Source organism: Pleomorphomonas oryzae DSM 16300 (genome assembly GCF_000422965.1).
GTDB lineage: Bacteria > Pseudomonadota > Alphaproteobacteria > Rhizobiales > Pleomorphomonadaceae > Pleomorphomonas > Pleomorphomonas oryzae.
The window spans coordinates 147,022-166,812 of the sequence record NZ_AUHB01000007.1 but is presented as its reverse complement, the minus strand read 5'-3'; the positions used below and the strand labels follow the sequence as shown (position 1 = coordinate 166,812).

Here is a 19,791-nt window from a genome sequence, read left to right as displayed (position 1 = left end):
CAAATGTCTCGGTCGAACCACTAGTCTTCGCCCTCTCCCGCCCGAGACTCACGCCCGCGGAAACGGCGCTGGTAGTCCGCCGAATAAAGAGCGCTTGCCCGAAAATTTTCGGCGCCGAGCACCCATCCCACCAGGATCAACGCTGTCCGTTCCACCGGCGCGCTCTGGAACTCGCCGAGAATGGTGGCCAATGTTCCCTTGACGATCCGCTCGTCCGGCCAGCTCGCCCGATAGACGACGGCGACCGGGCAATCCGCCCCATAATAGGGGATGAGTTCCGCGACGATACGGTCAATGACGTGGATAGAGAGATGCAGCGCGAGCGTAGCGCCGGTGGCGGCGAAGGCGGCGAGCTTTTCCTTTTCAGGCATGGCGGAGGCGCGGCCGGACGTGCGGGTCAGTACCAGGGACTGGCCGACTTCCGGCAATGTCAGCTCGCGGCCGAGCGCCGCCGCGGCCGCTGCGAAGGCCGGCACGCCGGGCGTCACCGTGTAGGCGATGCCGTGTTTTTCCAACAGGCGAATCTGCTCGCCGAGAGCGCTCCAGACCGAAAGATCGCCGGAATGAAGCCGGGCCACGTCATGGCCGTCCCGCTGGGCTCGAAGGTACTCCGCCTCGATCTCTTCCAGCGACAACGGCGCCGTATCGACGATGCGAGCACCCTCGGGGCAATGGGAGAGAATGGCCGGCGGGATCAGCGAGCCCGCATAGAGGCAAACGGGACAGGCGGCGATCAGGTCGCGACCGCGCAGAGTCAGGAGATCGGGGGCGCCGGGGCCGGCGCCAATGAAATGCACGGTCATTCTAGAATCTCCTCGGCCACCGCAACGGTGACTCCCTCCTCGGCGCGGCGCGGAATGATCAGGCGGGCGTGGCCCGCGAAAGCGGCGAGCGCGGCGGCTTCCGCCACCGATGGCACGCCGAAGCGGGCGAGCGCGAGCGGCGACGGCGTGACTATGCGATCGACCACGGCAGCGAGCGCGCCGCGTGAAAGAAAGACGAGCGGCAAGCCAAGGCTTTCGGCCGCCTCGTTCAAACCTGCTTCGCCGCGTTTGTCCTCGATCGTGAAAAGGCCGACCACGGGTGTGAGACCGGCGGCCGTCGCCTCGACAAGCCGAATGATCGCCTCGGCAGAAGCGCCCTTGCGACACCCGACGCCGATGGCCAGGCGGCCGCTCACGGCTTCACCCAGGTCCACTGGACAACCGGCAGGGCCGGCCGGAGCGCATGGAAGCCGCCGATATGATCGAGCCGTGAGATGGCGATCTGTGTCAGATCGCCACCCAACCGGGCCTGCAGCGCGAAGACCTCGGCCGTCGTTTCCACCGTTACGGCGTTGATGACCAGCCGACCCCCGGATTTGAGCCGACCGAGACAAGTCTCCACCACCCCGGGATCGCCCGAGCCGCCACCAACGAAAATTGCGTCGGGATCCGGAAGGCTATCGAGGCCGGCAGGCGCCTTCCTTTCGATCACTTGCAGATCGGGTACGCCAAAGCTGAGGGCGTTGCGGGTTATGCGGGCGGCCCGCGTCGGATTTTCCTCGATGGCAAAAGCTCGGAGCGAGGGATCTGAGAGCATCCATTCGATGGCAACCGACCCGGAGCCGGCACCAACGTCCCAGAGTGTTTCGCCGCGGGTCGGCCTGAGCGCGGCGACGGTAAGTGCCCTGACCTCGCGCTTGGAGATTTGGCCGTCGTGCTCGAACCAATCGTCGGGGAGACCGGGTGTGAAGGGAATGACCCGGGCGTCCGATTTACCCTCCACCTCGACCGCGATGAGGTTGAGCGGATCGATGTTTTCGAGATCGAATGTGTCTGCGAAAGCCGAGCGACGACGTTCCCGGAGACCACCCATCGCTTCGAGCACGGTGAGGCGGCTCTTGCCGAGGCCACGCGTCGTCAAAAGCTCCGCAAGCCGTGCCGGTGTCGTGTCATCCCAGGACAGCGCGAGCAGTCGAGCCCCCGGCTGGACGTGCGGCAGCACCCGTTCGAGCGCCCTGCCGTGCAGGCTGACGCGGACGACATCCTGCCCCGGCCAGCCGAGCCTGGCAGCAGCCAGCGCAAAGGCGGAGGGTGCCGGCAGGACCGCCATTTCCCGGGGATCGACGATTTCAGCGAGGAGCGAACCGACTCCATAGAAGAAGGGGTCGCCGGAGGCCAGCACCGCCACCGGGCTGCCACGCCGGGCAAGAATCGCCGGAAAAGCGTCTTTAAGCGGCGACGGCCAAGCCATGGAGATCGTGGGATTGGCCTTGATCAGATCAAGGTGGCGACGGCCGCCTACGATGAAACCCGCTTGTGCGATGGCCGAAACTGCCGCAGGAGAGAGGCCGTCGAGACCGTCCTCTCCGAGGCCGACGATCGTCAGCCAGGGTGAAAGGGAGGTTTCAGCCATGGGGGACTCCGCTAGACCGATGCGCATTCTCGTCCTGGGTGGAACGACCGAGGCCTCGCGCCTCTCCGAACGGCTGCAAAAGCGCCAGGACATCTGGGCGCTGCTGTCGCTGGCCGGCCGCACCCATGAGCCGGCGGCGCAGGCGCTCAACACCCGTGTCGGCGGCTTTGGTGGCATCGAAGGCCTTGCCGCCTTTTTGCGCGACCAGCAGATCGATCTTCTGATCGACGCTACCCATCCCTTCGCCGCCCGCATCTCGGCCAATGCCATGGCGGCCAGCGAGATGACCGGCGTGCCGCTCATTCGCTACACGCGTGAACCTTGGAAGCCGGTGCCGGGCGATAACTGGCTGGAGGTACCCGACCTCGACACGGCCTGCGCGGCGCTCGGACCCGAGCCGAAGTGCGTCTTCCTGACCGTCGGCCGGCTCGGCCTTTCCGCCTTCGAGGCGGCGCCGCAGCACCACTATATCGTCCGGTCCATCGACCCGCCGCATGAGCTGAACCTGCCGGATTATCGATTGCTGCTGGAGCGCGGGCCGTTCGACGAGGAATCGCAGGCCCGGCTGATGCAGGCCGAGCGGGTGGAAATCATGGTCACCAAGAATGCCGGCGGCGATGCCACCTATGGCAAGGTGGCGGCCGCTCGACGCCTGGGCCTGCCGGTGATCATGGTGGCGCCGCCCGAACCGGTCACCGTCACCACCTATCACGAGCTCGACGACGTGATGGCGGACATTGAGGCGCGGCTCGTTCATGCCGCCCCTCCCCTCGCCTGACGCGGGCTGAGAATCCACGGCAGTCCGCCCGGCCGGTCGATCAATCGGCTTTCCGAAGAGCCGATAATCACCATCGTCGCCATGTCGACGATGGATGGATCGGCCTCGGCAAGCGTCGTTACGACGATTCGCTCGTCCGGTCGGCCGACGGCGCGGGCAAAGGCAACCGGCGTCGAACCAGCTTTCAAGCTCCTCAGGAGATCGAAAGCTTCGAAGATGCGGGTCGGCCGCGCTTTCGAGGCGGGATTGTAGAGGGCAATGACGAAGTCGCCATCGGCGGCGGCTCTTAGTCGTTTCTCGACGAGCGCCCACGGCTTGAGATTGTCGGACAGCGAGATGGCGCAGAAATCGTGGCCGAGCGGCGCGCCGAGCCGGGCGGCGGCAGCCTGCATCGCAGATACGCCGGGCATTATCGTTACGGACAGGTCGCGGGCGGCCTCATCGGCCTCCACTGCCTCGACGACGGCCGCCGCCATGGCGAAAACGCCGGGATCACCACCGGAGACGACGGCGACAATACGACCGGCGCGGGCAAGATCGATAGCCAAGCGCGCCCGTTCGAGTTCGACGCGATTGTCGCTGCCGTGGCGCGCCTGGCCAGGGCGTTCGGGACAACGGGCGAGATAGGGTTCGTAGCCGACGAGGTCGGTCGCCCGCTCAAGCGCGGCCTCCACCTCCGGCGTCCGCCAACGGTCCGGGCCGGGGCCGAGGCCGACCACCAGAATCTCGCCCGTCTCATTCATGGCCGCCGCCCCTCGCCGCCGATCAGAATCAGCGAAAAATAGGGCGACGCATCGTCCGTCTTGTCGTTGAGCGGCAACACGACTTCCCCCTCCATCGAACCGCGCTCGATATAGATGGCGCGCTGGGCAAGGCCGGCTCGGGCGATCGCCCGCCTGACCTTCGGGAAATTGGTGCCGAGCTTCATGATCACCGCCGCGTCGGCGCCTGCGAGGCGCTCGGTAAGGTCGTCCTCGCCGAGTGTGCCCGGTAGTACGGCCAGGACGTCGTCGCCCCAGGTCATCGGCAGGCCGGCCGCCGAGGCGCAGCCGGAGAAACCGGTGACGCCCGGTGTGATTCTGACGGGGAAGCGGTCCTTCAGGCGTATGTAGAGGTGCATGAAGGAGCCGTAGAATAGCGGGTCCCCCTCGGCGATCAGCACCACGTCGCGGCCAGCGGCAAGATGCGTCGCCAGCGCCTCGGCCGCCTCGGCGTAGAAGCCGCCGACCTCGCGGACGTAGAGCGGATCGGCAAAGCTCATCTCGGTGGTGAGCGGATAGTGAAGCGGCAGCTCCTCAGTGCCCGGCCGAACATAGGTGTCAACGATGGTGCGGGCATGGCCGCGCCGGCCTTTCTTGGCAAAATAGGCCAGAACGGGCGCCGAACCGATCAGCCTCGCTGCCTTGACGGTGACCAGTTCGGGATCGCCGGGACCGACGCCAACACCATGAAGCGTGCCGGGATTGATCATTCGCGATCGCTCGCCAACGCGTTGACGGTGGCGGCGGCCATGGCCGATCCGCCTTTGCGTCCGCGCACCACGATATAGGGCACCCGACTATCCGCCATCAGCGCTTCCTTGGACTCGGCGGCGCCGACGAAACCGACCGGCATGCCGATCACCGCCGCCGGCCGGGGAGCGCCGGCGTCGAGCATCTCAAAAAGATGGAAGAGAGCGGTCGGCGCATTGCCGATGGCGACGACCGCGCCCTTGAGGCGATCGCCCCAGAGCATCATGGCTGCCGCCGTGCGCGTGTTGCCGATGGCGAGCGCCAGTGTCGGAACGCTCGGGTCGTCGAGCGTGCAGATCACATCGTTGCTGGCCGGCAGGCGAGCGCGGGTGATGCCGTTGGCCACCATGCGGGAATCGCAGATCACCGGCGCGCCCGCTTCGAGCGCCGCCTTCGCCGCCGCCACGGCGCCGGGACCGAAGGCGAGGTCGGCGGCCACCTCCACCATGCCGGCGGCATGGATGACACGGACGGCGACCTTTTCCTCTTCCGGAGCAAAGCGGGCGAGATCGGCTTCCGCCCGGATGATGGCGAAGGAGCGGCGGTAGATTTCCGCGCCGTCGCGGATGTAGTCGTGGCTCATTTTTCAAATGTCCCGGAACGGAAAAGCGCCTCGACCGCCTCGGGCGACACGCCCGTGCGATGAGGTGGATCGGTTGGCCTGCCGTCTAGCACGAGGTCGAGGCCGCCGTCACGACCGACCAAGGTGACGGCATGGGTGGCGGAACTGGCGCAGCCCTTTTCGCAGCCCGAAACATGCAGCCAGATGCCGTGGTCGTTGGGTCTTAGCGCTGCCAGACGGCGAGCGAGACCGCGCGTCTCGATGCTGGCCGAACCGCAGGCGGGCGCACCGGGGCAGGCAGCGACGGCGAGAATCGGATCATCGGGTGAAGTGACGAAGCCGGCTTCGGCAAGGCGCGGCAGGAGATCGGCCGGAAGGCCGGGCAGTAGGACGGCGCGGAAGGGGGTCAGCCGCAGATCGGACGGGGCGAGATCGGCGAGAAGATGAAGCTGGCCGGCGTCGAGTCGACCGAAGGACAGGCCGACACCGACGTGGCCGGGGAAGGCGCCGATCAGTTGGACAGCACGAGGACGACGAACCGGTACAACACGTTCCGATACAAGCCCGGAAGCGGCGAAAATGGTTTCAGCGCCGATCTGAGCAACCAGCGCTGCCATGCGGCGCGGCGGCGGATCGATGCGCGATGCGAGATCGAGAAAGGCGTGCGCGAGGCGGAGGGCAACGGCCACCGCCTCCTCGGGCTGAATCTTTATCGCCTGGATATCACCATCGAGCGAGACTGACACGCCGTCATTCACAAGTCGCAGGCGCACGTCGGCCGGTACCTCCGTGAGGCCGAAACAACCGCCATCGTCGACCGAGTATCCGAACTTGCCGGGCAATGCGCGGAGAGAGGTGTCAGAGACGAGCGCCGCTTCCAGTTGCTTGGCCAGCATGAAGGCATCGCCCTCGGCGGTCTCATCGAAATCCGAGAGAGGCGAGGCGACCACGTTGCGTACTGCCTCAGCGCCAGCGTCGACATCGAGAAGGCCGAGTTCTGTGAGTTCGGCCTCGACAGCAGCGAAATCGTCGTCGCGAATTCCTCGGAGCTGCAGACCGCCCCGCCGACCGAGATCGAGCTCACCGTTGCCGTAGCGCTTGGCCACGGCGGCAATGGCGCGCGCCGTCTCGCAGGCAAGGCGGCCCCCGGTAATTCGAAGGCGCAGAATCAAGCCATCGCCGCTCTGCATGGGGCGGCGCGCGCCGGGACACCAGCCGCGAACGAGGGAGGCGTTCATCCGAGGCGGGCCTCCGTCTCGGCAAGGCGGGCGGCCACCGAATTGCGCCGCAGCGCCCAGGCGCCACGATCAATCACCTTCCTGAGGCGCAGAAGGGCATCACGAACGGCGGCCGGATTGGCATCGATCAGGAAGTCACGCACGTGGTCGTCGCCGAAAGTGGCATCGAACAGCCGGTCGAAATGCCTGAAGTCGACGGCATCCGACAGCGTCGCAAAGGCGCAGAGATTGGCCACCGCCTCGCAGATTTCGGCGGCGCCACGGTGGCCATGACGCATCTGTCCGGCAATCCAGCGCGGATTGGCGGCGCGACCATGGATGACACGGCCGATTTCCTCACTGAGGCTGCGGGCCTTCGGCGCGTCGTCGGTGGTATCGACATGATAAAGCGCTGCCCGGCTACCGAGCGATTCTGACGCTGCCGCAAAACCACCCTCATGGGCGGCAAAGGCATCGTTGGATAGGAGATCCTGGCCGTCGAGATCCTGCACGTGAACGAAAGCGTCGGCAGCGGCAACGCGTGCCGCAAAGCCCTCGGCGTCAGCCGCATCTCCCTCACCCGTGTAAGCATGGCCGGAGGCGGCGAGATAGGCATCGGCGAGTGCGCTTCGGTCGGCGGAGAGATCATCGGGCGTCATCTCGCCGAGGCCGCTGCCGAAAGCGCCGGGGGCGGCGCCGTAGATGCGAGATGGCGCTGGCTCGCGCCTTGCGGCGAGCGGATTGGTTTCCCCATCCTCGTCGAGTGCCGCTACTGCCTTCACCGCCTGGTCGAACAGGGCGATCTGCCCAGGGAAGACGTCGCGGAAGAGGCCGGAGACGCGCAAGGTAACGTCGACGCGCGGCCGGCCGAGGCGGGCGGGCGCGAGCACCGTGAAGCCGGAAACGCGGCCGGAGGCGGCGTCCCAGGTTGGCCGCACGCCCATGAGTGCCAGGGCTTGAGCGATATCGTCGCCGCCGGTGCGCATCGACGCCGAGGCCCAGACGTCGAGTACGATGGATTTCGGCCACTCGCCGTGGTCTTCGGCGTAGCGCGCAACGACCTCCTCGGCGGTGCGGGCTCCGATTTCCATGGCGGTACGCGTCGGCACGGCACGCGGGTCGATCGCATAGAGGTTGCGCCCGGTGGGCAATACGTCGAGCCGCCTTGGCCCCGGTGCGCCGGAAGGCCCCGGCGCGACACGCCGGCCATCGAGAGCGGCCAGCAGCCCCTCGCGTTCGGTGTCGGCTGAGGCGAGAAAGGCGCCAGCGGCCGAAATATCACCGCCGAGCGCCTCCAGGTGAGCGGCAACGCGGGTTTCGTCCGGTGGGCGGCCGAACACATGCAGGCCGTCGGCGATGCGCATGTCCTTGACGTCGCAGATCCAGGCGTCGAGGCGTGCCAGCTTGTCGGCGGGATCGAGATCGGCGGAAAGGCCGGCTGCCTCGGCAATGCCGGCGGCCTCCGCCTTGTCGATCAGCACGGCGGCAAGATGCTTGGCCCGCCGCAGATCGAGCGCCTGCGCGTTGGCAAATTCATCGACCAGCATCTCGATCTCGGCGATATCGCCATGGGCACCGGCGCGGGTCAGCGGTGGGGTCAGATGACCAAGCGTGACGGCGGCGATGCGGCGCTTGGCCTGGGCCGCCTCGCCGGGATTGTTGACGATGAACGGGTAGACGACTGGCAGACCGTCCGTCAGCGCCACCGGCGCGCAGTCGTCCGAAAGCCCCGCCGCCTTGCCTGGCAGCCACTCGAGCGTGCCGTGGGTGCCGAGATGGATCATGGCGTGGGCATCGAAGCCATGCCGGAGCCAGAGATAGAAGGCGGCGTAGGCGTGGCGCGGCGGAAGGTTGGGATCGTGGTGATCGGCGGCCCGGCTCTCCGGCCGGCCGCGATCGGGTTGGACGGCAATGGCGAGGTTGCCGGCAACGACCGCCGCCAGGCGGAAAGCATCCTCGCGCACCGATGGATCACTCTCCGGATCGCCCCAGGTGGCCAGCATCGAGGCGCGCAATGTCTCCGGCAGACGGGAAAACCAGCAACGATAATCGGCAAGCGGGATGTCGAGGATGGCTTTTCCGTCTTCCAACGCTGAGATCAGCGCCTTCTCATCCGGAAGCAACCCGACATCATAGCCGGCGGCGCGAAGGTCGTCGGCAATGGCAATCAGCGAGGCCGGCCCGTCGAGACCGACGGCATAGGCGGTTCGCCCCCCCTTGCCGGAATAGTTGGAAAGCACCAGCCCAACGCGGCGGTCGGCGCGCCGCGTCCGCCTCAGCCGTATCCACCCCTCCACGAGGCACACGAGACGAGCAATGCCACTGTCGTCCGGCCGGTGACGGATCGGCGTGTATTCCAAGGCGTCGGCACGGTCGGCCGGCGCCTTGAAGCTGATCACCGGCCCGTCGAGCCGGCCGTCGACCTCCGGCAGGACGACGCTCATGGCAAGATCGGTGGCCGATAGGCCGCGCGACGAGGCCGCCCAGGCCTCGCGCGACAGGGTCGAAAGAGGCGCCTGGATGACCGGCACATCGGCAACGTCGAGCAGCGTCGTGCCATCGTCGCGGCGAGCCGAGAAGGCGGTGCAGTTTACGATGACATCCGGCTTGAAGGCGGAGACGGTCTCAATCATCGGGTTGGCAGCGTCTGGATCCTTGAGCGAGGTGACCCAAACCGGCTGCACCGCGAAACCGGCGGTCGCCAGCGCCTCGGCTATCGCTTCGATTGGAGCGGCATCGCCGGCATTGACCAGCGCCCGATACCCGACGACGAGCACGCGCCTGTCGCCAAGCATCCCAAGTCGGGGAAACAGGCCGAAGGCCGGCTGCGGCGTCGGCTCGGCCCAGACGGCGTCGCGCCCCAAGCGGGCGGCAATGAAGGCGAGCGCGGCGGCGATATTGTCGGGACCACCGTAGCTGAACCAGCGTTCGAGAAGGTCGAGGTCGCTCGCCGGCAGCGTCGCCGCCTCGACAAGGCGTTGATCGGGCCGATCGTCACCAGGGATCATCGCGAGCTGGATACCCTTTGAGCGCGCCAGCATGCAGAGTTCATCGACACCATAGCGCCAGTAATCGGCGCCGCCCAAAAGCCGCACCAACACGAAGCGGGCCTTAGACACGACCTTTTCAAGGTAGATATCGACGGAATAGGGATGGCGCAACGCAGCGAGCGAGGCGAGGCGAAGGCTCGGCGCATCGGGGCCGAGCCGGCCGTGCACGGCGGCGACGAGGCCGAGGTCGCTGTCGGAAAGGGACAGGACCACGATCTCAGCCGGGGTCTGGCCGAGGTCGACCGCCGCGACACTGTCGTCAAGCGAGCGAATCTGTTCGGCCAGAATATGCAAGGCGCGCCCTCCTCCGGCGTGAGATCAGGCGAGGGCGGCGCGGACGGCCGCCTCGTCGATGTCCTTTTCGCCGATCACGACCAAGGCGCTACGGCGCGGGCCGGCCGGCCAGGGGCGGTCGAACGCGTGGCGGAAGCGGCCACCGACGCCTTGCACCAACAGGCGCATCGGCTTGCCGGCAATCTCGACAAAGCCCTTGATGCGCAGAACGTCATGCGCCTCGGCCACCGCTTTCAGCCGGGCGATCAGACTGTCCGGATCGCTAACGGCGCCGATCTCGACGGCAAAGGTCGAGAAGTCATCATGGTCGTGCTCGCCGAGGCCGTCGTGATGGCTTGGCCGGCTCGCCAGATCGTCTTCGGCGGCGGCGGCAAGGCCGAGCAGAATGTCCGGCGCGATCTCGCCTTCGGACGTCGCCACCACGCGCACCGCCTTCGGCAGCGAGGCGGCGATATCTTCGGAAACACGAGCCAGTTCGTCGGAAGACAGCAGATCGGCCTTGTTGAGAACCACGAGATCGGCAGCGAGCAACTGGTCCTCGTAGACCTCTTCCAACGGGTTATCGTGGTCGACCGAAGGGTCATCCTGCCGCTGGGCGAGCACGGCCTCGGGATCGTCGGCAAAACGGCCGGCCGCCACGGCGGCAGCGTCGACGACGGCAATGACGCCGTCGACGGTGAGACGAGCACGCACATCTGGCCAGTCGAAGGCCTTGATCAGCGGCTTGGGCAGCGCAAGGCCGGACGTTTCGACGATGATGTGGTCGGGCCGACGGTCCCCCTTGGTCAGCGCTTCAATGGCCGGCAGGAAGTCGTCGGCAACGGTGCAGCAGAGGCAGCCATTGGCGAGTTCGACAATGGCGTCTTCCGGGCAATCGTCGGCGCCACAGGACTTCAGAATATCGCCATCGACGCCGACGTCGCCGAATTCATTGACGATGAGTGCGAGGCGGCGGCCACCGGCCCTTTCGATGACATGGCGGATCAGCGTCGTCTTGCCGGACCCGAGAAAGCCGGTGACGATGGTAACGGGAATTTTCGGCTGGGCGTTCATCGGCGGGTCTCCGGCTGTGGCGGGATGCGGGCGACAAGGCCCGATTTCAAAAGCGGCGGCCGCTCGCGCCAGGGCACGCGGCCATCGTCGCTTTCGGCGTAGAGTTCGGCGGCGGCAATTACCTCGTCGGGATCGGCGGCGTCGGCGGCGACATAGGTCCATTTGTCGGGGGCAGCGAAGGCGACGGTAACAGGCCGTTTGCAGACCGACAGGCAATCGACGCCGGAAAGCCGGATGTCGCCGCGTCCTTCGAGCCGGTCGGCGAGAAAGGCATGGAGACGAGCGCCAGCCCGGCTGATGTCGTCGTCATCGGCAGCGCGACAGGCGAGACAAACGTGCAGTGTGACGGGGTGCGCGGTCATGACCGGCACTCTGAAAACGTCAATATGCGACGGCCAAAAGCCGCCGAAGCAAGCGCCATGATAAGTCCTTTCCCGCCCCACCGGCGGTCCTGACACACATGCGCGGCGGCAGGTCTCCTGGCTCGCGGTTCACCGCCGGACACGGCCTTCCCGGTCATTCGACCAGTGGCACGCTGAGCATCCGGCTCGCCGCTCACAGTTGCGGGGGCAGCCGCGGCTTTCGGGATGATCCCGATTCCGCGTTCCCTCTTTCGCCCTCCTCCGGGAGGAGGGACCGTCGCGCCCGGCCATTTGCGGCTTGTTGCGAGCCAAAGTCAACCGAGCGGCAAATGAGGTTATCCTTTACGCCCCCTTAAACCGCCTCATTTAGGGTGAATCGGATGCTCCATGGGCGACGTGGCCCACACCGAAGGAGTTGCGGCGGACAATGCGGGGCGACAAACGGAATATCCGACGCGAGCGGGCCGAGCCGACGTTTGAGGCGCCGTCCCGCGAGGGCGATTTTTCCGCTCGTGACGGCGACCGCTTCACGCCGCCCAAAAGCCTGCCCAACTCCCACAGCGGTCGATCATCGCGATCCGAGCGGATCGAGCCCCGCTTTGACGACGAAGACTATGAGGGCGAGGAGGCGGAGATGGCCGAACCGCAGCCGCGCCGCCGCAAGTCCCCCAAGCGCAAAGCGAAACGGGGCCGGCGATCGGGAATGGGGTTGTTCGGCCGCTTGGTTTACTGGGGCATCGTGCTTTGCGTCTGGGGCCTGATCGGCGTTGGCAGCGTCATCGGTTACACCGTCGCCACGATGCCGCAGATCGACGACTGGAAAGTGCCGCCGAGGCCGCCCAATGTCGAGATCGTCGATGCCTCCGGTACCATCATCGCCAATCGCGGCGATACCGGCGGTGAGGAAGTGCGGCTGTCGGAGATGTCGCCCTTCCTGCCCGAGGCTGTGGTGGCCATTGAAGATCGGCGCTTCTATCATCACTTCGGTGTCGATCCGATTGGCCTTTCCCGCGCGCTGGTCACTAATCTTTTTGCCCACACGGTGGTGCAAGGTGGTTCGACGCTGACCCAGCAGCTCGCCAAAAACCTGTTCCTGCAGCCCGACCGTACGCTGGAGCGCAAGCTGCAGGAGGCGGTGCTCGCCCTCTGGCTGGAGTGGCGCTTCTCCAAGCAGCAGATCCTGGAGATGTATCTCAATCGAGTCTATCTCGGCGCCGGCGCCTATGGCGTCGACGCGGCGGCGCAGCGTTATTTCGGCAAGTCGGCCCGCGACGTCAATCTGGCCGAGGCCGCCACCATTGCCGGTCTTCTCAAGGCGCCGTCGCGCTACGCGCCGACCAACTCACCGGAGCTGGCCGCCGCGCGAGCCAAAGTGGTGCTCGCCGCCATGGTCGACGAAGGCTACGTCAGCCGCGACCAAGCGGCGCGGGCGACCGCGGTGGGTGCACCGTCCTCGCCGGCCAAGAGCGGGTCGGCTGCCAATTATGTTGCCGACTGGGTGATGGACCTGCTGCCCGGCTACGTTGCGCGCTATCGCACCGACATCGTCGTGACCACCACCATCGACGCTCACATGCAGGCAGCGGCGGAGACTGCCGTCAGGACGACGCTCGACAAGGAGGGCGTCAAATACAAAGCCAGCCAAGGCGCGCTGGTGGCCGTCGATAACGACGGTGCCGTCAAGGCACTGGTCGGTGGCAAGGATTATGCGGCCAGCCAATTCGATCGTGCCATCGAGGCCCGGCGCCAGCCAGGCTCGGCTTTCAAACCCTTCGTCTATCTCACCGCCATCGAACATGGCTTCACGCCCGATTCCATCGTGGTCGACGAACCGGTCTCCATCAACGGCTGGTCACCGAAGAACTATGAAAACGAGTATCTCGGTCCGGTGACGCTGACGACGGCGCTGGCCCGTTCGCTCAACACGGTGGCCGCCCGCCTCACCGCCACGCTTGGGCCCGAGAATGTCGTGCAGACCGCCCGCCGCGTCGGCATCGTCAGCCAGCTTCACGACAATCCGTCAATCGCCCTCGGCACCGGCGAGGTGACGCCGCTCGAGATCACCGCCGCCTATGTGCCGTTCGCCAATGGCGGCTGGGGCATCATTCCCTATCTCGTCGAGGATATTCGCACCAAGGACGGCAAGGTGCTGTTCCACCGCCAGGGCGACGGCCCGGGGCGGGTGGTATCCGACGTAGCGGTCGGCACCATGAACCGCATGCTGTCAGCGGTCGTCACCGACGGCACCGGACAAAAGGCGCTCCTGTCAGACCGTCCGGTGGCCGGCAAGACCGGCACCAGCCAGGATTTCCGCGACGCCTGGTTCATTGGTTATACCAACGGTCTTACAGCCGGTGTGTGGCTCGGCAATGACGACAACACGCCGACCAAGAAAGCCACTGGCGGCGCGCTGACCGCTCTGCTCTGGAACCGCTTCATGACGGAGGCCACCCGCGAGCTGCCGGTGCGGCCACTGCCGGGCGTCGAGCTGGTGCCACCGCCGACCAATGTCGGCGTTACATTCGCCCAAACAGACGGATTGCCGATGCAAGGCCCGCAACTGCCGAACGCCCAGCCCAACCCGCCGCTCAACGTGCCCGTCACTCAGCCGAGTCCCGAGGAAAAGGGCCTGTTGCAGCGACTGTTTGGAAACTGAACTGGTCTCAGATCGTTAGGGCAGCCGGTGCAAGCCGGCCCCATTCTTTTTCAGCCAAGCCTTGGCTGCGTCCGTGGCTGGGCAAAGTCTTTCGCAGATCGCCCAAAAGCGATCGGAGTGGTTCATTTCCTTGAGATGGGCCACTTCGTGGGCAGCGACATAGTCGAGAACGAAGGGCGGCACCATGACGAGGCGCCAGGAGAAGGCGAGCACGCCCCGCGCCGATGCCGACCCCCAGCGCGAGGTCGTGTCCTTAAGGCGGATTGCCGTGGGTCGGACACCGAGCGCTTCGGCGTGCCGCGCCACGGCTGCGACAAGATCGGCCCGCGCCTCTTTTTTCAGGTGATCGGTGAGGCGACGGCGAACATGCGGCGCCTCGCCGGGAATCTCGATCGCCGGACCAGCGTCAAGCGCGACTATGCGGATCCCGCCGCGCGGCGAGCCTGTGGAGAGGACTTGATGAACGACACCGCGGATCGGGACGGCAGTCGGCACTTCTGGCAAGTCAGGTCGAGCGGTCAGCCGTTCGGCAATCCAGTCGGCATGGCGAGCCACGAAGGCCTTGGCTTCCATCAGCGTTCCGCGACGCGGGATCGTGACGATCGCGCCATCACCGCGCCGGTCGAGCCGTAGCGTGTAGCGGCGGGCACGCGCGTTCCGCCGCACCGTAACGTCGACCATGCGTTCGCCAGCGAGAATCGGAAAGCTCGCGGGCGCCGAACGCTTCTTTTCGGGCGATTGAAGGAAAGGGAGACGAATCGGCATTGTCGAAGTGTAAGGGCGACGGCATCCATGAAAAAGCCCCCGCGCCTGGTCGGCGCGAGGGCCTGTCGGTCTGCCGGTCGTGGAGGGATCCGGATCAGACGTGCGTCATACAGCCGGGTTGCGGCCCGCCTTGAAGCGATCGAACTCTTCCTGGTCCTTGGCACGACGCAGGTTGGCGAGAAATTCGTCGAACTCGTCGCGCATGCGATCGAGGGCAGCGCGCTCCTCTTCCAGGCGCTTCAACTCCGCTTCGCGGTAGGCGTCGAAGGCCGTGTTGCCGGTCGAGCCGGCTCGGTAGTTATGGAAACCGCCACGCTCGAAGCCGGCCCGACGGGCGGCACGCTCGAGATCGGGGCGAAGGTCGTTCCAGCGGGCGCGCATGCGATCCCCCCAAAGTATATAGGCAAGTACTGCCAGGCCGACTGGCCAGAAGATCACGAAACCGACGATCATCGCCGCAATAGATAGCGGATGAAAGCCGGGCCTCATCACGCAGCTTCTCATTTTTCTTCCCTTTCGGAGCGTTCCGAACAACGATAACGAAGTGGTCTCGGTCAAAGCCGCCTTCAAGGGTGAACGAGGACTTTTTTGAAGCGGACCCTGGAACCGTTCTGACCTTGCGGAAAAGGCACCGCCGCACACGGAACGATTCGACCAGTCGATGGCGAGCCATCCTTCGTGAGCTCGGTTCTGAGGGCATCGCTACTATTGGCGATTCGTGGTCATCCTCGCCTTTGGTCGGCGCACACGGTGCGTCAAGCACGTAAAAAAACGCAAAAAGTGACCCGCCGAACGCCCATCGGCGCGATTTTCAAGCAGCAAAAACGCTAACATCTGTGGTATGACTAGGGGTGGAGCGGTTCTGAAGTGCGGGCGGTCTGGCGTATCATTGCCAAGGCGATGGTGCGATGTGCCGGGTAAAAGACGAATTCGGCGGTGGAATAGCTCTTTTGAACAAGCTGGTTCGGTGCAGCTCTCCGCGGGCATCGATCTGGGGCTATGTTTTGGCGGAGATGAGAAGACAGAATGGGTAAGGGTAAGGATTTCCGCCCGCCGCGGCGGCGTGGCGGATTTGATGACGACATAATGCCGTCGTTCGACGCTCGTCCCGAGCGGCCGGCGCGCAGTTTCGGCGGCCCGTCGCCGTATGACAGCGCCCCGCCGACCGGCCCGGTGGTCGAGGCGACGGTATCCTGGTTCAACCCAGAGAAGGGTTTCGGCTTTACCGCGCTGACTGACGGTTCGGGCGATGCCTTCTTGCATATCGGCCAGCTGCAGTCTCTGGGACGCGACAGCGTACCGCCGGGTGCGACGCTGAAGGTCCAGGTGGCCCAGGGCGCCAAGGGCAAGCAGGTTGTCAAGGTGCTCGAGGTCGATGAATCGACCGCGACGCCGCAGGCACCGCGTGGCCCGCGTCCCGGTGGCTTCGGTGGTGGTGATCGTGGTCCGCGCTCGGGCGGCTTCGGTGGCGACCGTGGTGGCTTCGGCGGTGATCGCGGCGGCTTCGGTGGTGACCGTGGTGGCTTCGGCGGCGGTGGTTTCGGTGCCCCGCGCCCGCCGCGTCGGTCGGTCGATACCTCCCAGGCGATCCCGCTCGACGGTACCGTCAAGTGGTTCAACCCTGAGAAGGGCTTCGGCTTCGTGGCCGGCGAGGACGGTGGCAAGGACGTGTTCGTCCACATCTCCGTTCTGCAGTCGGCCGGCATGGGGCCGCTGACCGATGGGCAGCGCGTCGCCATGAAGATCGTCGAAACCCCGAAGGGGCGTGAGGCGGTCGAGATCAGTCTTCTCGACTGATCCCAGCACGGCTTTTACAGTTGCGGGCGGCGACATCCTGTGTCGCCGCCCGTAAGCTTTTGGTGCGCAAGGCGCCGTTCCATGCGTCCATCCGCTTCGCAGGTGAAGCCGGCAAAATTTCAGGCTATCCCCTCGGAAATCGGGTTTACGGCATGCGCACCACGAAAAGCTTGCGCGTCGTTTCAACCACCTCCCAGATGCCTGAGAAGCCCGGCCGCAGAATGAAGCTGTCGCCGGCTCTGAGCACATGGGGTGCTTCCTTGCCGTCCTCATGTATGATGGATATGCCGGAGAGGATGGAACAAAACTCCCATTCGTCATAAACGACGCGCCAGGCACCGGGGGTTGACTCCCAAACGCCTGAATAAAGCTTTTCGGCATCACGCTCTTCGACCAGCCAGGTCCGGCTCCGCGGATTGCCTTTGATGATCCGATCGGGGTCGGGACCGCCATCCTCCGGCTCAACGGCCGTGAGATCGAAGCCGAGGAAAAGCACATCGTCGTCCATGGCGAACCTCCCCCTTCTGCCCAAAGCTACACCAGATCGCGTGCGAGCGTCAGCGGATCCCGTAGACGCGGGCGGCATTACGGTAGAACAGCTTCTCCCGTTCCGTCTCACTTGCCCCTTCGACTAGACGGTGGGTGGCTTCGATCCAGTCGCTGAGCGTGGCCCGTTGAGCTGACCATGGCCAGTCGCTTCCCCAGACCACGCGATCCCAGCCGAAGGCCTCGATGGTAGTTTCCACCACGGGCCTAAGGTCGCTCAACGTCCAGCCCTCGCCGACCGTGCCAATGACGCCGGATACCTTCGCCACGATGCCCGGCCGGCGGGCAAGCTCACCAAGGGCGGCTTTCCAGGCCGTAAACAGTTCCGGCCGCGACGCCGAACCACCACCGCAGTGATCCAGCACGAAGGCGACGCCTGGACAGGCATCGACGAGTTCAGCAGCAATTCCGAGTTGGTCGGGACGAACGCAGATGTCGAAGGTGAGGCCGGTGCCGGCGAGGCGGCTGACGTTTTCCTTGAAGGTGCGCGATCGCGAAACAGCGTCTGGCACCACGTGCAGAATCCGGCGAAAACCGCGAACGAAAGGGTCGGCGCGGGCGCGATCGACCTCTGCGGCGAAGCTGACATTTTCCGGCCGTGCGTTGGCGATGGCGGCGCGAATATGGCGAGCGGGGTTTTCAGCAAGACCGCGAACGAACTCGGTCTCGCGATCGAAGTCGGCTTCGGCAACGTCGACTTCCATGTGAAGGCAGTCGGTGATGCCGAGCGGATGCGCTTCGGCGCCATAAAGCTCGTAGGTCCAATCTTGCCGGGACAGCGTCGGTTCGCTGCCCAGCCAGGTGTAGGTCAACTGATCGCGGTAGATGAGATGCAGATGCGTATCGATCAGGCGCGTCGGAACGCTCATTGGGGCCTCGGCAGACAAAGGATGGCGGTCGGTTACGCCGGGACAGTAAAGGAAAAAAGCGGGCTCAGGAGCCCGACGAAGGTTGCAAGCGCCGCCAATCGGCATGGCGATCGGCAGCTTGCCGCCTTCCCGGCGGCGACGTCCTGCGCTAGAAGCGAGAACCGCTTGTTTTCAGGATGATCCTCATGAAGTTCATTCGCCACGGCGCTGTCGGCGCCGAAAAGCCCGGCGTCGTCGACTCCGCCGGCCGTTACCGCGATCTTTCGGCTCATGTCGCCGATTTCTCGGGCGCCGCGCTGTCGAAGGCCTCGCTGGCAGCTCTCGCCGCCATCGATCCGGAAAGCCTGCCCCTGGTGCCGGAAGGGACGCGTCTCGGCGCGCCGGTAGCCGGTACGCGCAATTTCATCGCGGTGGGCATGAACTACGCCGACCACGCCGCGGAAACGGGCGGCACGGTGCCGCGCGAGCCGCTGTTGTTCAGCAAGGCGCCCAACTGCATCGTCGGCCCACATGACAACATCCTGATCCCGCCGGGTGCCACCAAGCTTGACTGGGAGGTGGAGCTTGCGATCGTCATTGGCGAAACCGCGTGGCAGGTAGAAGAGGCCAACGCCTTCAACCACATCGCCGGCTTCGTGCTGTGCAATGACGTCTCCGAGCGCGCCTTCCAGATGGAGGGTACGGGCCAGTGGCTGAAGGGCAAGAGCGCCCCGACCTTCGGTCCGCTCGGTCCCTGGCTGGTCACGCCGGACGAGATTGCCGACGTCCAGGCGCTTGCCATGGAGCTTGATCTCAACGGTGCACCACGCCAGCGCGGCAACACCGCCACCATGGTGTTCGGCGTTCGGACTTTGGTATCTTACGTGTCGCGTTTCGTGCAGCTCGATCCGGGCGACGTCATTACCACCGGCACGCCACCGGGCGTCGGCATGGGCCGCAAACCGCCTGAGTTCCTGAAGGTCGGCGACGTCTTGCGTCTCTCCGTGGAAGGGCTCGGCGAGCAGCGTCAGAAGGTGGCTGCCTATTGAACGACCTCGGCCGCCGCCAAGGCGGCAGGCGGCAGCGACTGCATCAGCGACATGCGCGCCGATAGAAGATGAAGCCGGCAGGCGGCCTCGACGGCTTCCGGCCGGCGCGTCTTCAATGCTTCGATATAGTCCAGATGTTCAAGGATCGCCTTGCCATTGCGCTCGCGGGCGTTCGACTTGTTCCATTGGTAGTGATAGTGGAAGACGATGGCGATGATATCGTAGAAATCGACGATGAAGCGGTTGCCGGACGCTTGCTGGATCAGCCGGTGCAGGCGGTCGTCGAGCTCGGAAAACTCCAGATAACGACTGTCTATGTCGGCCAGCACCTCGACGTGGGCACGGCGCAGGACCTCCAGTTCGGTCCAGGCGGGATCGTCAGTCGGCAGGTTAACGAAGGCGGCAGCCGATTTCAGTTCAAACATCTCGCGGACGTCGATCAGTTCTTCGGCAAACTGCCGGGTGAACCCCTTCAGCACCCAGTGACTGTTCGGACGCTTCTCGATGAGGCCGAAGCGGCTGAAGCGGATCAGAAACTCGCGCACGGAGGTCGTACCGACACCTATTTCGCGAGCAAGCTCCAACTCATTGATCTGCAAGCCCGGTTCGGCGCCTCCCATCAGGATGCGCTTCATGAAGGTGCGCTCGATCACCTCCGACAGGGGATTGGTTTCATGCTCTGGGAAAAAGTCGGTCTTGGCCGGCGGTCGCTGCACGGCCTTGGAGCGCTTGTTCCATTCGATGAGTCCAGCTTCGACCATTTGCGAAAGGATGGAGCGAACCGTCGTCCGGGACACACCGAGCAGGGTGCAGAGCTCCGGCTCGGAGGGCAGACTCTCGCCCACCACCAGCAACCGTAAGCACCTGTTATAAGCGTCTTTGAAGACGGTATTCTGCTTCGGCATG

The 19,791-nt window shown here is 65.4% G+C and carries 19 protein-coding genes and 1 riboswitch; of the genes, 4 read left to right on the top strand and 15 right to left on the bottom strand.

Translation table 11 applies throughout. The features are described 5' to 3' along the window. Positions 1-20: 20 nt before the first annotated feature. Genes cobM through cbiE form a run of 3 tightly spaced genes read right to left on the bottom strand, consistent with a single transcriptional unit; the run spans position 21 to position 2,397 of the window. Complete coding sequence (cobM, locus tag G522_RS0113595; protein ID WP_026791521.1) at positions 21-803, bottom strand: precorrin-4 C(11)-methyltransferase; 783 nt, start codon at positions 801-803, stop codon at positions 21-23. Next, positions 800-1,180, bottom strand: a complete 381-nt coding sequence (locus G522_RS0113590; protein WP_026791520.1) for a cobalamin biosynthesis protein — start codon at positions 1,178-1,180, stop codon at positions 800-802. The genes cobM and G522_RS0113590 overlap by 4 nt, the downstream gene beginning before the upstream one ends. After that, positions 1,177-2,397: a precorrin-6y C5,15-methyltransferase (decarboxylating) subunit CbiE gene (gene cbiE / locus G522_RS0113585; protein ID WP_026791519.1), complete on the bottom strand. Its 1,221-nt coding sequence runs from the start codon at positions 2,395-2,397 to the stop codon at positions 1,177-1,179. Before cbiE ends, G522_RS0113590 begins: the two co-directional genes overlap by 4 nt. Here cbiE and G522_RS0113580 point away from each other — a divergent pair. After that, a complete protein-coding gene (locus tag G522_RS0113580) occupies positions 2,396-3,175 on the top strand; it encodes a cobalt-precorrin-6A reductase (RefSeq protein ID WP_245586656.1) in 780 nt (259 codons plus the stop codon). The two genes, cbiE and G522_RS0113580, sit on opposite strands and share 2 nt — an antisense overlap. Here G522_RS0113580 and cobJ read toward each other — a convergent pair. The 7 genes from cobJ to G522_RS0113545 are packed head-to-tail and all read right to left on the bottom strand — an operon-like array spanning position 3,151 to position 11,224. Next, positions 3,151-3,918, bottom strand: coding sequence for a precorrin-3B C(17)-methyltransferase (gene cobJ, locus G522_RS0113575; protein WP_026791517.1), 768 nt, complete (start codon positions 3,916-3,918; stop codon positions 3,151-3,153). The genes G522_RS0113580 and cobJ overlap by 25 nt on opposite strands. Next, the gene (locus tag G522_RS0113570) at positions 3,915-4,646 is read right to left on the bottom strand and encodes a precorrin-2 C(20)-methyltransferase (RefSeq protein ID WP_026791516.1); all 732 of its coding nucleotides are present in this window, start codon (positions 4,644-4,646) and stop codon (positions 3,915-3,917) included. The genes cobJ and G522_RS0113570 overlap by 4 nt, the downstream gene beginning before the upstream one ends. Next, positions 4,643-5,269, bottom strand: a complete 627-nt coding sequence (locus tag G522_RS0113565; protein WP_026791515.1) for a precorrin-8X methylmutase — start codon at positions 5,267-5,269, stop codon at positions 4,643-4,645. Before G522_RS0113565 ends, G522_RS0113570 begins: the two co-directional genes overlap by 4 nt. After that, a complete protein-coding gene (gene cobG, locus G522_RS0113560) occupies positions 5,266-6,486 on the bottom strand; it encodes a precorrin-3B synthase (RefSeq protein WP_026791514.1) in 1,221 nt (406 codons plus the stop codon). Before cobG ends, G522_RS0113565 begins: the two co-directional genes overlap by 4 nt. Continuing rightward, the gene (cobN, locus tag G522_RS0113555) at positions 6,483-9,809 is read right to left on the bottom strand and encodes a cobaltochelatase subunit CobN (protein ID WP_026791513.1); all 3,327 of its coding nucleotides are present in this window, start codon (positions 9,807-9,809) and stop codon (positions 6,483-6,485) included. Before cobN ends, cobG begins: the two co-directional genes overlap by 4 nt. Positions 9,810-9,833: 24 nt before the next feature. Further along, the gene (gene cobW, locus G522_RS0113550) at positions 9,834-10,862 is read right to left on the bottom strand and encodes a cobalamin biosynthesis protein CobW (protein WP_026791512.1); all 1,029 of its coding nucleotides are present in this window, start codon (positions 10,860-10,862) and stop codon (positions 9,834-9,836) included. Beyond that, positions 10,859-11,224 carry a DUF1636 family protein gene (locus G522_RS0113545; protein ID WP_026791511.1) on the bottom strand — a complete coding sequence of 122 codons (366 nt, stop codon included), beginning with the start codon at positions 11,222-11,224 and terminating at the stop codon, positions 10,859-10,861. Before G522_RS0113545 ends, cobW begins: the two co-directional genes overlap by 4 nt. Positions 11,225-11,314: 90 nt before the next feature. Then, positions 11,315-11,518: riboswitch (cobalamin riboswitch) on the bottom strand. A 133-nt stretch (positions 11,519-11,651) separates the two neighbouring features. Between G522_RS0113545 and G522_RS26780 the strand changes: the two genes are divergently transcribed. Next, complete coding sequence (locus G522_RS26780; RefSeq protein WP_245586655.1) at positions 11,652-13,880, top strand: transglycosylase domain-containing protein; 2,229 nt, start codon at positions 11,652-11,654, stop codon at positions 13,878-13,880. 15 nt (positions 13,881-13,895) lie between these two features. On the opposite strand, the gene G522_RS0113535 is transcribed toward G522_RS26780, so the two are convergent. Both G522_RS0113535 and G522_RS0113530 read right to left on the bottom strand, forming a co-directional pair. After that, the gene (locus tag G522_RS0113535; protein ID WP_245586654.1) at positions 13,896-14,561 is read right to left on the bottom strand and encodes a M48 family metallopeptidase; all 666 of its coding nucleotides are present in this window, start codon (positions 14,559-14,561) and stop codon (positions 13,896-13,898) included. 189 nt (positions 14,562-14,750) lie between these two features. Next, complete coding sequence (locus tag G522_RS0113530; RefSeq protein ID WP_245586663.1) at positions 14,751-15,134, bottom strand: DUF2852 domain-containing protein; 384 nt, start codon at positions 15,132-15,134, stop codon at positions 14,751-14,753. A 537-nt stretch (positions 15,135-15,671) separates the two neighbouring features. Here G522_RS0113530 and G522_RS30635 point away from each other — a divergent pair. Next, positions 15,672-16,442, top strand: a complete 771-nt coding sequence (locus G522_RS30635) for a cold-shock protein (protein ID WP_026791508.1) — start codon at positions 15,672-15,674, stop codon at positions 16,440-16,442. Between the two features lie 145 nt (positions 16,443-16,587). On the opposite strand, the gene G522_RS0113520 is transcribed toward G522_RS30635, so the two are convergent. Together G522_RS0113520 and G522_RS0113515 are read right to left on the bottom strand one after the other, a co-directional pair. Further along, positions 16,588-16,950 (bottom strand): cupin domain-containing protein, encoded by a 363-nt coding sequence (locus G522_RS0113520; protein ID WP_036839254.1) that lies wholly within the window; start codon positions 16,948-16,950, stop codon positions 16,588-16,590. A 49-nt stretch (positions 16,951-16,999) separates the two neighbouring features. Then, the gene (locus tag G522_RS0113515) at positions 17,000-17,857 is read right to left on the bottom strand and encodes an amidohydrolase family protein (protein WP_026791506.1); all 858 of its coding nucleotides are present in this window, start codon (positions 17,855-17,857) and stop codon (positions 17,000-17,002) included. 185 nt (positions 17,858-18,042) lie between these two features. Between G522_RS0113515 and G522_RS0113510 the strand changes: the two genes are divergently transcribed. Continuing rightward, positions 18,043-18,885, top strand: a complete 843-nt coding sequence (locus G522_RS0113510) for a fumarylacetoacetate hydrolase family protein (RefSeq protein WP_026791505.1) — start codon at positions 18,043-18,045, stop codon at positions 18,883-18,885. On the opposite strand, the gene G522_RS0113505 is transcribed toward G522_RS0113510, so the two are convergent. Beyond that, positions 18,879-19,790 carry a GntR family transcriptional regulator gene (locus G522_RS0113505; protein WP_026791504.1) on the bottom strand — a complete coding sequence of 304 codons (912 nt, stop codon included), beginning with the start codon at positions 19,788-19,790 and terminating at the stop codon, positions 18,879-18,881. The genes G522_RS0113510 and G522_RS0113505 overlap by 7 nt on opposite strands. Between the last annotated feature and the right edge of the window lies 1 nt (position 19,791).